The 12,578-nt window shown below is 71.4% G+C and carries 11 protein-coding genes; 5 read left to right on the forward strand and 6 right to left on the reverse strand.

Going from position 1 to position 12,578, the window contains the following annotated elements:
• Positions 1-203 precede the first annotated feature (203 nt).
• Both xylB and E1288_RS08535 read right to left on the reverse strand, forming a co-directional pair.
• The gene (gene xylB / locus E1288_RS08530; protein WP_132483049.1) at positions 204-1,589 is read right to left on the reverse strand and encodes a xylulokinase; all 1,386 of its coding nucleotides are present in this window, start codon (positions 1,587-1,589) and stop codon (positions 204-206) included.
• 67 nt (positions 1,590-1,656) lie between these two features.
• A complete protein-coding gene (locus E1288_RS08535) occupies positions 1,657-1,803 on the reverse strand; it encodes a hypothetical protein (RefSeq protein ID WP_207954255.1) in 147 nt (48 codons plus the stop codon).
• Between the two features lie 281 nt (positions 1,804-2,084).
• Between E1288_RS08535 and E1288_RS08540 the strand changes: the two genes are divergently transcribed.
• Entirely contained in the window at positions 2,085-4,109 is a 2,025-nt protein-coding gene (locus tag E1288_RS08540; RefSeq protein WP_132483051.1) for a thioredoxin domain-containing protein, read from the forward strand.
• A gap of 341 nt (positions 4,110-4,450) precedes the next feature.
• Positions 4,451-5,044 carry a hypothetical protein gene (locus E1288_RS08545; protein ID WP_132483053.1) on the forward strand — a complete coding sequence of 198 codons (594 nt, stop codon included), beginning with the start codon at positions 4,451-4,453 and terminating at the stop codon, positions 5,042-5,044.
• Positions 5,045-5,125: 81 nt separating this feature from the next.
• Here the strand turns inward: E1288_RS08545 and trhA are convergent, their stop codons facing one another.
• Positions 5,126-5,803 (reverse strand): PAQR family membrane homeostasis protein TrhA, encoded by a 678-nt coding sequence (gene trhA, locus E1288_RS08550; RefSeq protein ID WP_328592445.1) that lies wholly within the window; start codon positions 5,801-5,803, stop codon positions 5,126-5,128.
• A gap of 176 nt (positions 5,804-5,979) precedes the next feature.
• Here trhA and E1288_RS08555 point away from each other — a divergent pair, with 176 nt between their 5' ends.
• Positions 5,980-6,756, forward strand: coding sequence for an isoprenyl transferase (locus E1288_RS08555; protein ID WP_132483056.1), 777 nt, complete (start codon positions 5,980-5,982; stop codon positions 6,754-6,756).
• Between the two features lie 64 nt (positions 6,757-6,820).
• Here the strand turns inward: E1288_RS08555 and E1288_RS08560 are convergent, their stop codons facing one another.
• On the reverse strand, positions 6,821-7,066 hold the full coding sequence (locus tag E1288_RS08560) for a hypothetical protein (RefSeq protein WP_132483058.1): 246 nt from the start codon (positions 7,064-7,066) through the stop codon (positions 6,821-6,823).
• A 311-nt stretch (positions 7,067-7,377) separates the two neighbouring features.
• Positions 7,378-7,623: a hypothetical protein gene (locus tag E1288_RS08565; RefSeq protein WP_132483060.1), complete on the reverse strand. Its 246-nt coding sequence runs from the start codon at positions 7,621-7,623 to the stop codon at positions 7,378-7,380.
• Positions 7,624-7,882: 259 nt separating this feature from the next.
• Between E1288_RS08565 and E1288_RS08570 the strand changes: the two genes are divergently transcribed.
• Both E1288_RS08570 and E1288_RS08575 read left to right on the forward strand, forming a co-directional pair.
• A complete protein-coding gene (locus E1288_RS08570; RefSeq protein WP_132483062.1) occupies positions 7,883-9,097 on the forward strand; it encodes a DUF885 domain-containing protein in 1,215 nt (404 codons plus the stop codon).
• Between the two features lie 493 nt (positions 9,098-9,590).
• Positions 9,591-10,934, forward strand: a complete 1,344-nt coding sequence (locus tag E1288_RS08575) for a PhoH family protein (RefSeq protein WP_408013171.1) — start codon at positions 9,591-9,593, stop codon at positions 10,932-10,934.
• 44 nt (positions 10,935-10,978) lie between these two features.
• On the opposite strand, the gene E1288_RS08580 is transcribed toward E1288_RS08575, so the two are convergent.
• Positions 10,979-12,418, reverse strand: coding sequence for a GuaB1 family IMP dehydrogenase-related protein (locus E1288_RS08580; RefSeq protein ID WP_132483067.1), 1,440 nt, complete (start codon positions 12,416-12,418; stop codon positions 10,979-10,981).
• Positions 12,419-12,578: the final 160 nt, after the last annotated feature.

Here is a 12,578-nt window from a genome sequence, read left to right on the forward strand (position 1 = left end):
GTGCGGCGGCGGCGCCATGGGGCGGTGGGGCGGCTGGAACGGCGGATGCCCTGGCTGCAAAGGAAACTCCCCCTGATCGATCACCTGCGCAAAGGCACCGTATCCGACTGGGCGGCCGCCCTCGGCCGGACGAGCGGCTTCGACATGACGTCGTGAGTGGCGATTCCGGTGAGACCGGCTTCGCCACTCACGGGCGTTCCCGGTCAGGCGCCGTGGACCTGGGTGAATGCGCCGGTGTGCTGGTCTCGGATGCGGGCTCCTGCTTCCGGGTCGGTGACGTCCAGTTCCGCCGCTCCTGGCAGCAGCCACTCGGGCGGCTCCGGCGTTCCCGCCAGCGCCCATGCCGCCTGGCGGGCCGCGCCTCGGGCGACGTACTCCGCCGGTGCGGGCACCGTCACCGGCACGCCGAAGATCAGCGGCGCCGCCACCTGCACCGCCCGCGACTGGGCCGCGCCGCCGATGAGCAGCACCCTGCCCACCTCGACGCCCTCCGCGCGCAGCGCGTCGACGCCGGCCGCGAGCCCGCACAGCATTCCCTCCACCGCGGCCCGCGCGAGGTTCTCCGGCGTCATGTTGTCCCGCCGGAGGCCGGTGAGGGTTCCGGCGGCGTCCGGGAGGAACGGCGTGCGCTCGCCGTCCAGGTACGGCAGCAGCGCCAGGCCGCCCGCACCGGGCTCGGCTCGGCGCGCCAGCTCGTCGAACTCGGCCATCTCGACACCGAGCATCGCCGCCGTCGCGGTGAGCACCCGGGCCGCGTTGAGGGTGCACACCAGCGGCAGGAAACCGCCCGTCGCGTCGGCGAATCCGGCGATCTGGCCGCTCGGGTCCGCGCTCGGCCGATCCGCCCGGGCGAACACCGTGCCGCTCGTGCCCAGCGACACCACGACGTCGCCGGGCCGGACGTCCAGGCCCAGCGCGGCGCCCATGTTGTCGCCCGTTCCGGCCGACACCAGCTTGCCGTCCCGGGTGTGCCCGGCTGCTTCCGCCGGGCCGAGGACCCGCGGCGTTCGGGGCGTCCGGCCGCCGAACGCGGTGGCCAGCACGTCCTCCCGGTAACGGCCTTGGCGGGGCGACCAGTAGCCGGTGCCGGACGCGTCACCGCGGTCGGTGACGAACTCGCCGGTCAGCCGCCAGGTCAGCCAGTCGTGCGGCAGCAGCACGTCGGTCACCCGGTCGGCCAGGTGCGGTTCGTGCTCGGCCAGCCACCGCAGCTTGCTGGCGGTGAAGCTGGCGACCAGCACCGAGCCGATCGCCTCCGCGCACGCCTGCGGCCCGCCGAGCTCCTCGGTCAGGTCGATCGCGGCCTGCGCGGAGCGGTTGTCGTTCCACAGCAGCGCGGGCCGCACGGGCACGCCCTGCTCGTCCAGCGCCACCATGCCGTGCTGCTGGGCCGCGATGCCGATGGCCGCGACGTCGTCGAGGAGGCCGTCGGAAGCGGTGGTCAGCGCTCGCCACCAGTCCTCCGGGTCGGCGACCGTGCCGTCCGGGTGCGGTGCGCGGCCCTCCCGCAGCGCGGCTCCGGTGTCGGCGTCGCAGACCACGACCTTGGTGGACTGGGTGGAGGAGTCGATTCCGGCGACCAGGTTCATCGCGCCGCTCCCAGGTTGTCCACAGTGGATATCCTTGCTCGCATCGTTCCCTCGGATGGTTCTGCCGTCACGGCGGGGGCGTCGGCACGACCCGCACCTCGGTTCCGGAGGCGCGGATCGCGGCGAGTTCGTGCTCGGGTGTGGCGTCGTCGGTGACGACGAGGTGTCGCGGTGTGCAGTGGTCGAGCAGCGCAGGCAGGACGTGCTGCGGCACGTCATCGAGCACAACACGGCCCGGCGTCCGACGGCCGCACGTTTCCCATCGCTACCCCTGCGGGCTGGCGACGGCATCCACCGCGGTCTCGTCGCGTGGTCGCACAGCGCCGAGGCGCATGGTCGTCATCCGCCGCTCCTCAAGATCCGCGAGTGGCCGTAAGTATTAGCAGAGATGCCGTCGGTTGTAACACCTTTTGTGAGAAATCGGTGCGCGCAGCCGGGGTGTCCGGAGGGGCGGGGCTGGGTGCGCCCGGTTCGGCGAAGTGGGAGGCTGGGCGCATGGCGAACCGGCTTGCGAACGCGACCAGCCCCTACTTGCTCCAGCACGCCGACAACCCGGTCGACTGGTGGCCTTGGTCGCCCGAGGCGTTCGCCGAGGCGCGGCGGCGGGACGTGCCGGTGCTGCTGTCCGTCGGCTACGCCGCCTGCCACTGGTGCCACGTGATGGCGCACGAGTCGTTCGAGGACCCGGAGATCGCGCGGGTGATGAACGAGCACTTCGTGAACATCAAGGTGGACCGCGAGGAACGGCCGGACATCGACGCGGTCTACATGGAGGCGACCCAGGCGATGACCGGGCAGGGCGGCTGGCCGATGACCTGCTTCCTCACCTCGGAAGGCGAGCCCTTCCACTGCGGCACCTACTACCCGACGGCGCCCATGGGCGGCATGCCGTCGTTCGGCCAGCTGCTGCACGCCGTGGCGCGGGCCTGGGAAGGCCGCGGCGAAGAGGTCCGGAAGGCCGCCGCCCGGGTGGTGGAGCAGCTGGCCGCGCAGCGCGCCCCGCTGCCGGAGTCCATTTTGGACGAGGAGGTGCTGGCCGGTTCGGTCTCCCGGCTGCACGCGGAGTTCGACGCGGCCCACGGCGGGTTCGGAGGCGCGCCGAAGTTCCCGCCGTCGATGGTGCTGGAGTTCCTGCTGCGCCACCACGAACGGGTCGGCGTGCCGGACGGCGAGAACGCCGCGCTGGAACTGGCCGAAGCGACCTGCTCGGCGATGGCCCGCGGCGGCATCTACGACCAGCTGGCGGGCGGCTTCGCGCGCTACAGCGTCGACGCCGCGTGGGTGGTGCCGCACTTCGAGAAGATGTTGTACGACAACGCCTTGCTGCTCCGCGTGTACGCGCACCTCGCCAGGATCGGCAGCCCGCTCGGCGAACGGGTGGCCCGCGAGACGGCCGAGTTCCTGCTGCACGACCTGCGAACGCCGGAAGGCGGCTTCGCGGCATCGCTGGACGCCGACACCGAAGGCGTCGAAGGGCTCACCTACGTGTGGACGCCGGACCAGCTGCGCGAGGTGCTCGGGCCGGTGGACGGGGACTGGGCGGCGGAGCTGTTCGAGGTGACCGAGACGGGCACCTTCGAGAACGGCGCATCGACGCTGCAGCTCAAGCGGGACCCGGACGACCACGCCCGCTGGCGCCGGGTGCGCGACAGCCTCCGCGAAGCCCGCGACCGGCGCCCGCAACCGGGCAAGGACGACAAGGTCGTCACCGCCTGGAACGGCATGGCGATCACGGCGCTCGCCGAGGCCGCGGCGGTGCTCGACGAGCCGAGCTGGATCGAGGCGGCGGCGCAGGCGGCGGATCTGCTGCTGGAGCGGCACCTCGTCGACGACAGGTTGCGGCGCACGTCCCGCGACGGAGTGGTCGGAACGGCCGCGGGGGTGCTGGAGGACTACGGCTGCTTCGCCGACGGGCTCCTCGCGCTGCACCAGGCGACCGCCGAGCCGCGATGGCTCGATGCGGCGTGCGGACTGCTGGACACGGCCCTGCAGCAGTTCGCCGACGCCGACCACCCGGGCATGTTCCACGACACGGCGGCCGACGCCGAGCCCCTCGTCCGGCGCCCCTCCGATCCCACCGACAACGCCAGCCCCTCCGGGGCCTCGGCGCTCGCCTCGGCCCTGCTCGCCGCTGCCGCGCTCGCAGGCCCGGACGCCGCCGGCCGCTACCGCGCGGCGACGGAGCAGGCGCTCGGCCGCGCCGGGCTCCTGGCCCAGCGCGCTCCCCGCTTCGCGGGTCACTGGCTCAGCGCCGCCGAGGCCCGCGCACACGGCCCGCTGCAGGTCGCGGTGGTCGGCGAAGCCGGCGACGCCGACCGCGCGGCGCTGATCGCCGCGGCGCGGCGGCACGCCCCAGGCGGAGCCGTGGCGCTGGCGGGGGAGCCGGAGGCGACCCGGGTTCCGCTGCTGGCGGAGCGGCCGCTGGTCGGCGGAGCCGCGGCGGCGTACGTGTGCCGGGGCTACGTGTGCGACCGCCCGGTGACGACGACCGAAGACCTCGTCGATTCCCTCACCCGCTGAGCCACCGAGCCTGGCCGAAAGGCCGCGAACGGCCCGTTCACCTCGATGGATGAGGTGAACGGGCCGTTCGCTTCAGCCACCGAAGCCGCCGCGTGTTGTTGGTTGGGAGTGAACGGCCCGTTTGCTCCGATGGATGAGGTGAACGGGCCGTTCGCTTCATCCACTCGTAGCTGCTGCGTGTTGTTGGTTGGGGGTGAACGGCCCGTTTGCTCCGATGGATGAGGTGAACGGGCCGTTCACTCCATCCTGCGGAAAGGTGCCCCGGTTTCGCCGCGAGCCGAACGACAGCCCTACCCACCTGCGGTGTAAGCGTGTAATCCTGTAATCGGGAGGTGGGAGTCATGCATTCGAGATTCGGACGAACGGCTCGCGGCCGAGGCCGGGGCGGGCCGCCGTGGGCGGGCGGTGGCCGGCGCAGCGAGCCGCCGACCGCCGCCGACGCCACGGCCTGGTTCACCGGCCGGCTGCCCGAGGGCTGGTTCGTCGGCGGCCCGGCGGTCACCGTCGACCGCGAGGAGATCCTGGTGGTCGGCGAACTGCCGCCGGTGGACGGCGAGTTCGCCGACGACGCCGAGCGCGCCGCAGCGGAGAGCGGGCGGATCTCCCGTTTCCGCGAGGAGACCCGCGAAGAGCGGATCGAGATCGCCCGCCAGGCGGAGCACCGCTACGGGCGCAAGGTCGCTTGGGGCGCCAGCCTCGGCGGCACCGAGGAACTGTTCACCACGCTGTCCGTGCCGGTGATGACGAGGCTGCACCAGCCCGAGCGCATGGTGCTGGACACGCTGGTGGACGCCGGGGTCGCCCGGTCCCGGTCCGAGGCGCTGGCCTGGGCGGTGCGGCTGGTCGGCAGGCACACCGAGGACTGGCTGGGCGAATTGCGCGAGGCCCTGTCCAAGGTCGACGAGCTGCGCAACCGCGGCCCCGAGGGCGGCTGAGCAAGCGAAAGGGCCCGTGCGCACTTCGTGCTGTCATAGCGGCACGAAGTGCGCACGGGCCCTGGCCTGGTGGAACGCGCGTCAGGCGTAGAGCGCGAGCCAGATCGCGATGTGGTGGCAGATCGCCGCCAGCGACACCGCCGAGTGGAAGAACTCGTGGTAGCCGAAGGTCTTCGGCCACGGGTCGGGCCACCGGGTCGCGTAGAAGATCGCGCCCGCCGTGTACATCAGCCCGCCGGCGATCAGCAGCACCAGCGCCGCCACCCCGGCGTTCTGCAGCAGGTCGGGGAACACGAACACGGCGACCCAGCCGAGCGCGATGTAGACCGGCACGCCGACCCAGCGCGGCGCGTTGGGCCAGGCGAGCTTCAAGATCACGCCGCCCAGCGCTCCGCCCCAGACGACGGCGAGCACCACCGCGCCCGTCGTGGGCTGCATGGCCACCATCGCGAACGGGGTGTAGGTGCCTGCGATGAACAGGAAGATCATGGAGTGGTCGAGCCGCCGCATCCAGGTGCGCGCGCCGATCGTCTTCCAGGTCTTGCGGTGGTAGAGGGCGCTGACGCCGAACAGCCCCAGCACGGTCGCGACGTAGATGGAGGTGCCCACCGCGGCGGCGGCCGACACGGTCGACGCGGCGAGGGCGATCAGCGTGGCACCGGCGGCGACGGACACCACCAGCGACCAGAAGTGGATCCAGCCGCGCATCCGCGGCTTGACGAATGCCGTCGGGCGGCGAGCGGTGAGGGCGCTAGTCACACCTCGAGGTTACGGGACCGTAGGTTCGGTGCGGAGACCTCGCACCCGCCCCTGTGATCGGAAGTGTCCAACGGCACTCGAAGGCGCGGTGTCGCGCATCCCGTCCGTGACCTGCGCGGCACGCTGAGCTGAGGTGGGGGCCACGGCCCGCCGGCATCCGCGTAGGCTCATCGGGCGTGGCGCTCAAGGTTCGGTTGAAAGAACTCATCTACGACGTCTACGAGCGGCGGCTGCGCCGCAAGCTCGACGGGGTGGAACACCCCAGGCACGTCGGCGTCATCCTGGACGGCAACCGCAGATGGGCCAAGGAAGCCGGCCTGGACGCCGCTCACGGACACCGCGCCGGCGCCCGCAAGATCGCCGAACTGCTCGGCTGGTGCGACGAGGCCGAGGTCGAGGTCGTCACGCTGTGGCTGCTGTCCACCGACAACCTCAACCGCACGTCCGAAGAGCTGAACGCGCTGATGGAGATCATCGCCGGCGTGGTGGACGAGCTCACCGACCCGGCCACCCCGTGGCGGGTGCGGATCGTCGGCGCCCTCGACGTGCTGCCCACCGAGACCGCCGCCCGGCTGTCCGCGGCCGCCCTGCGGACCAAGGGCCGCACGGGCATGCAGGTCAACGTGGCGGTCGGCTACGGCGGGCGCCGGGAGATCGCCGACGCGGTGCGCAAGCTGCTGCAGCAGCACGCCGAAGCGGGCACCACGATCGAAGAGCTCGCCGAGGTGCTCACCGTCGACCACATCGCCGAGCACCTCTACACGTCCGGACAACCCGACCCCGATCTGCTGATCCGCACCTCGGGGGAGCAGCGGTTGTCCGGCTTCATGCTGTGGCAGTCCGCGCACTCCGAGTTCTGGTTCACGGAGGCGTACTGGCCCGCCTTCCGCCGTGTCGACTTCACCCGCGCGCTCCGCGACTACGCGGTCCGGCACCGCCGCTTGGGCCGCTGACCCTGGGACGGCGAAAGGGCCAGGTCCCGCAGGACCTGGCCCTCCCGACGCGATTCGCCCTGGGTCAGTGGCCCTTGGGGTGGTCGATGATCGGGGCGTTGACGCAGTTGTTCAGCTGCGGCGACAGGATCGGCACGACGGCGCCTGCCACGGCGACGTTGTTCCCGCAGGCCTGGATCGGCAGGACGCTGACGTTGTTGTCGTTCAGGATGTTGATGCCGTCGTTGTCCGCGCTGTCGGCGTAGGCGACAGGGGCGAGGGCCAGCAGGCCGGCGGCAGCACCGGCGACGATCGCAGCCTTCTTCAGCACTTGGGTTCACTCTCCTTTGATTACCGCGGTATTCGGAGTTCACACCGGGGACTTCGGAAAGCCCGCGAGGTGGCCATCGAGTCTGGCGCGTTCCGGCAGAGAAGCTAACCCGGCGCGGGTCGGATTCCCAAACTCAGTAACACTATTGTGTGAACGCGAATCTCGTTTCCGCTCGTCGCGGCCCGGAATTCCGGCGGCGAGCGGACTCCCGGCCCGTTTTCCGGCACGCAAAAAGGAGCGCCGGGGCAGGCCCGGCGCCCTTTTCGTCACCTAATTCCGCGTACCAGATCCAGGTGATCCGCCCCGCTGGGTCAGTAGCCCTTGGGGTGGTCGATGATCGGGGCGTTGACGCAGTTGTTCAGCTGCGGCGACAGGATCGGCACGACGGCGCCTGCCACGGCGACGTTGTTCCCGCAGGCCTGGATCGGCAGGACGCTGACGTTGTTGTCGTTCAGGATGTTGATGCCGTCGTTGTCCGCGCTGTCGGCGTAGGCGACGGGGGCCAGGGCCAGCAGGCCGGCGGCGGCACCGGCGACGATCGCTGCCTTCTTAAGCACTTGGGTACTCCTTGTTGGATGGGATGAAGAGCGCGATCGAATTCCCGGCTGCGCACCCCAATGTTCAGCCGGGGTGATCCGCTCGGCGTGAAAGATATCCAGCCAAAGTGGAAAAACGACACCTTGTTAACACCATTGTGTGATCTTCAGGTGTCGCGACCGTCCTTTTCGTTGCGTCGGCAAAAGCGCGCGGTTTCGGCGGCCGTGGAAACGGGGACCACCGTTTCGCGCCCGCGAGCGCGCGGCGTAGTGTCCGGATGTGGACTCCGAAGCGCTCGTGGCCGAATACGTGCTCCTCGGGCTCAGATTCGACCGGCTCGTCCAGGGATTCGTGGATTCCTACACCGGCGACCCGACGCTGCGGCGGCGGGTGCAGAACGAGACGAGTCCCGACCCGGCGCGGCTGACCGCCGACGCGCGCCGGCTGCTCGCCGCGCTGCCGGAATCCGGCCTGGCCGAACCGCGCCGCCGGTTCCTCGCCGCGCAGCTCACCGCGCTGGAGTGCTCCGGGCGCAAGCTGGCCGGCGAGCAGGTGCCGTTCCCGGCGGAGGTGGAGGCGTACTTCCAGGTCACGCCGGCGCTCGGCGATCAGGACGAGTACCGCGAGGCGCACCGCCTGCTGGCCGAGCTGCTGCCCGGCCGGGGCTCGATGCCCGCGCGCCTGGCCGCCGTCCGCGGCCGGGAGGCGGTGCCCGCCGACCGGCTCAAGGTCTGCGTCCAGGCGCTTTCGAGCGCGCTGCGCGATCGCGTGCGCCGCCGCTTCGGCCTGCCGGTCCAGGAGGTCGTCGAGTACCAGATCGTGACCGACAAGCCCTGGAGCGGTTTCAACCACTACGTCGGCGACTACCGGTCGCGGGTGGCCGTGAACGCCGACGTCGGGCACCGGGCCGCGAACCTGCCGCACCTCGTCGCGCACGAGTCCTACCCGGGTCACCACACCGAGCACTGCCGCAAGGAGGCCGGCCTGGCGATCCGGGATGCCCAGGCCGAGCACACGATCTTCCTGGTCAACACCCCGCAGTGCCTGATGGCCGAAGGCCTCGCCGATCTGGGCCTGCAGGCGGTCGTGGGGCCGGGCTGGGGCCCGTGGGCGGCGGAGATCTTCGCGGACCTGGGCATCCGGATGGAAGGTGAGCTGTCGGAGCGGCTGGAGCTCGCGATGAGCCGCCTGCTGACGGTCCGCCAGGATGCCCTGCTGATGCTGCACGCCGACGGCGTGGACGAGGCGGAGGTTTCGGCGTACCTGCAGCGCTGGCTGCTGATGCCGGACCAGCGGGCGCGGCACCTCGTCCGGTTCATGCGCGATCCGCTGTGGCGCGCCTACACCACCACCTACGTCGAGGGCTACCGGCTGTTGCGGCGCTGGCTGGAGAACCGCCCGGCGGGCACATCGAGCGCCGATCGTTATCGCCGGTTGCTTGACGAACCGCTGGTGCCCGAGGCTGTCCGGGCCGAGCTGGCGGCCCGCGTCTGAGCCGTTCACCCGGTGAAGATCACCCGAATGGCGTAGTCATGATCACGTGGCGTGCCGGATCCGCGCCGGGCCGCGGAGGGGTCCTGACCTGCTGCCGGACCCGGATCGACCTTGTCCCTGATCCGCCGGTGGATCCGTGACCTGGGCGAATCCCGTGCCATATGAAGAAAAGTTGACCAATCGGCGAATCACCTGTGTGGCTGCCTGCCGAGATGCAATCCCGCCGGTAGCGTCGCTGATGACGGGCCGTTCCCAGTGCAAGTCCGAACGCGGCCCGTCCGGGAGGCCCTGATCGTGCCTGATGGCTGGAGCGGACGGTTACCACGTCCACCTTGGTCGCGAAGGGCCGGTGCCCGGTCCCTGCGGCCACGGCGGACTACCGGTCCGGCCGGGGCGCGACGGGGGCAGGCCCGGCCCGCCGACGAGCGGGCGTGCATGCCACGCCCGCGAGGGAGTAGCCGTGACCGCACGACGTTCCCAGCCCCAAGCGGAGATCCCAGCCCGTAGCGGCGAGTCCGCGAGCAGCGCGCAACCCGGTGACACCGAAATCCGCACCTACGTGCTGGACACCTCGGTGCTGCTGTCCGATCCGTGGGCGTTGTCCCGCTTCGCCGAGCACAACGTCGTGCTCCCGGTGGTGGTGATCGGTGAACTGGAGGGCAAACGCCACCACCCCGAACTCGGCTGGTTCGCCAGAGAAGCCCTCCGTGTCCTCGATGACCTGCGAATTCAGCACGGTCGGCTCGACGAGCCGGTTCCGGTCGGCGTGTCCGGGGGCAGCCTGCACGTCGAGTTGAACCACTCCGACCCGCAGGTGCTGCCGCCGGGGTTCCGCACGGACTCCAACGACGCCCGGATCCTGGCCTGTTCGCTGAACCTGGCCGCCGAGGGACACCGGGTCACGCTGGTGACCAAGGACATGCCGCTGCGGGTCAAGGCGGCGGCGGTCGCCCTGGACGCCGAGGAGTACCGCGCGCAGGACGTGGTGTCCTCGGGTTGGACCGGGATGGCCGACGTCGAGGCTCCGTCGGATTCGGTGGACGTCCTGTTCAAGGAAGGCGTCGCCGATCTCGACGAGGCCCGGGACCTGCCGCCGAACACCGGGGTGCGACTGCTCTGCGGCTCGCAGAGCGCGCTGGGCCGGGTGACCGCGGACAAGCAGGTCCGGTTGGTGCGCGGCGATCGGGAGGCGTTCGGCCTGCACGGCCGCTCCGCGGAGCAGCGGATCGCCCTCGAGCTGCTGCTCGACCCGGAGGTCGGGATCGTGTCGCTGGGCGGCCGGGCCGGGACCGGCAAGTCCGCGCTCGCGCTGTGCGCGGGTCTGGAGTCGGTGCTGGAGCGGCAGCAGCACCGCAAGGTCGTGGTGTTCCGGCCGGTGTACGCGGTCGGCGGTCAGGAACTCGGCTACCTGCCGGGAACCGAGAACGAGAAGATGGCGCCGTGGGCGCAGGCGGTGTTCGACACCCTCGGCGCGCTGGCCAGCGAGAACGTGCTGGACGAGGTGATCGATCGCGGCATGCTGGAGGTCCTGCCGCTGACCCACATCCGCGGCCGGTCGCTGCACGACGCGTTCGTCATCGTCGACGAGGCGCAGTCCCTGGAGCGCAACGTGCTGCTCACGGTGCTGTCCAGGCTGGGCGCGAACTCCCGGGTGGTCCTGACCCACGACATCGCCCAGCGCGACAACCTCCGGGTGGGTCGCCACGACGGCATCGCGGCGGTGATCGAGAAGCTCAAGGGCCACCCCTTGTTCGCCCACGTGACCCTGACCCGCTCGGAGCGTTCGCCGATCGCGGCCCTGGTCACCGAACTCCTGGAAGGGGACTTCACGCCCTGATCAAGAGGCGGGGGCGCCGCTCGACGAGCGGCGCCCCCGCTCGATCACCAGCCGGAGGGCAGCGGCCTGCCCTCGGCGAAACCGGCGGCGGACTGGATGCCGACCAGCGCGCGGTCGTAGAAGTCCTCCAGGCTGCGTGCGCCCGCGTAGGTGCAGGACGAGCGCAGGCCCGAGGTGATCTGGTCCAGCAGGTCCTCGACGCTCGGCCGTTGCGGGTCCAGCCGCATCCGCGAGCTGGAGATGCCCTCCTCGAACAGCGCCTTGCGGGCCTGGTCGAACGCGTTGTCGCTGCGGGTCCGGGCGGACACGGCGCGCTTCGACGCCATGCCGAAGGACTCCTTGTACGCCCGGCCGTGCTCGTCGCGCTGCAGGTCACCGGGCGATTCGTAGGTGCCCGCGAACCACGAGCCGACCATCACCGACGCCGCGCCGGCGGCCAGCGCCAACGCCACGTCGCGCGGGTGCCGGACGCCGCCGTCGGCCCAGACGTGCTTGCCGAGCCGCCGCGCCTCGGCGGCGCATTCGGCGACGGCGGAGAACTGCGGGCGGCCGACGCCGGTCATCATGCGCGTCGTGCACATCGCGCCCGGCCCGACACCGACCTTGATCACGTCGGCGCCCGCCTCGATGAGGTCACGCACGCCCTCGGCGGTCACCACGTTCCCGGCCACCACCGGGACCCGCGGGCCGGCCGAGCGGACCGCCTGCAGCGCGGAGATCATCTTCTCCTGGTGGCCGTGCGCGGTGTCCACGACCAGCGTGTCGACCCCGGCCTCCAGCAATGCGGACGTCTTCGCCGCGACGTCGCCGTTGACCCCGACCGCCGCCGCCACCCGCAGCCGGCCGGCGTCGTCCAGCGCCGGGGTGTAGATCTCGGCGCGCAGCGCGCCGCGGCTGGTCATGATCCCGGCCAGCCGACCGTCGGCGTCGACCGCGATCGCGACGTTGCGCGCGTGCTGGTCCAGCTGCTCGAACACCTCGCGGGGCTTGGTCTCCAGCGGCAGGACGACCGGGTGCCGGTCGGCGACCTCGCCGACCCGCGCGAACCGGTCGACGCCGGTGCAGGCCGCCTCGTCGACGACCCCGAGCGGCCGGTTGTCGTCGTCGACGACCACGACAGCACCGTGGGCGCGCTTGGGCAGGAGGTTGAGGGCGTCGGCGACGGCGTCATCGACGTGCAACACCAGCGGGGTGTCCCACACGGGGTGCCGCGCCTTGACCCAGGCGGTGATCTCGGCGACCGCGCCGGGGTCGACGTCCTGCGGCAGAACGACCAGGCCGCCGCGCCGGGCGACGGTCTCCGCCATCCGGCGGCCGGCCACGGCGGTCATGTTGGCGACCACGATCGGCAGGGTGGCGCCGGTCCCGTCGCTGGTGGCGAGGTCCACGTCGAAGCGGGACTCGACGCCGGAGCGCCGGGGCGCCAGGAAGACGTCGTCGTAGGTCAGGTCGGTGGAGGGCTGCTGCCCGTTCAAGAACTGCACGTTTCACCACCATACGGGGTCGGACGCCCCCAGTCGCCTCCCGAAGCCGGACGGCCTAACCCGGTCACGACGTTTCCGGCAGGCAGCCGCAAGATCACCGGATGAGCTGACCCATCTGGAGTTGATGTAAGAGACCAGTCTGTTGTTATACTGCTTGCAG

It is taken from the genome of Saccharopolyspora elongata (assembly GCF_004348985.1).
GTDB lineage: Bacteria > Actinomycetota > Actinomycetes > Mycobacteriales > Pseudonocardiaceae > Saccharopolyspora > Saccharopolyspora elongata.

What these genes read in the sequence shown, in the direction of transcription:
- E1288_RS08545 (WP_132483053.1), top strand. Translation starts at nt 4,451, where the DNA reads ATGCATTCGAGATTCGGACGAACGGCTCGCGGCCGAGGCCGGGGCGGG.
- E1288_RS08540 (WP_132483051.1), top strand. Translation starts at nt 2,085, where the DNA reads ATGGCGAACCGGCTTGCGAACGCGACCAGCCCCTACTTGCTCCAGCAC.
- xylB (WP_132483049.1), bottom strand. Translation starts at nt 1,589, where the DNA reads ATGAACCTGGTCGCCGGAATCGACTCCTCCACCCAGTCCACCAAGGTC.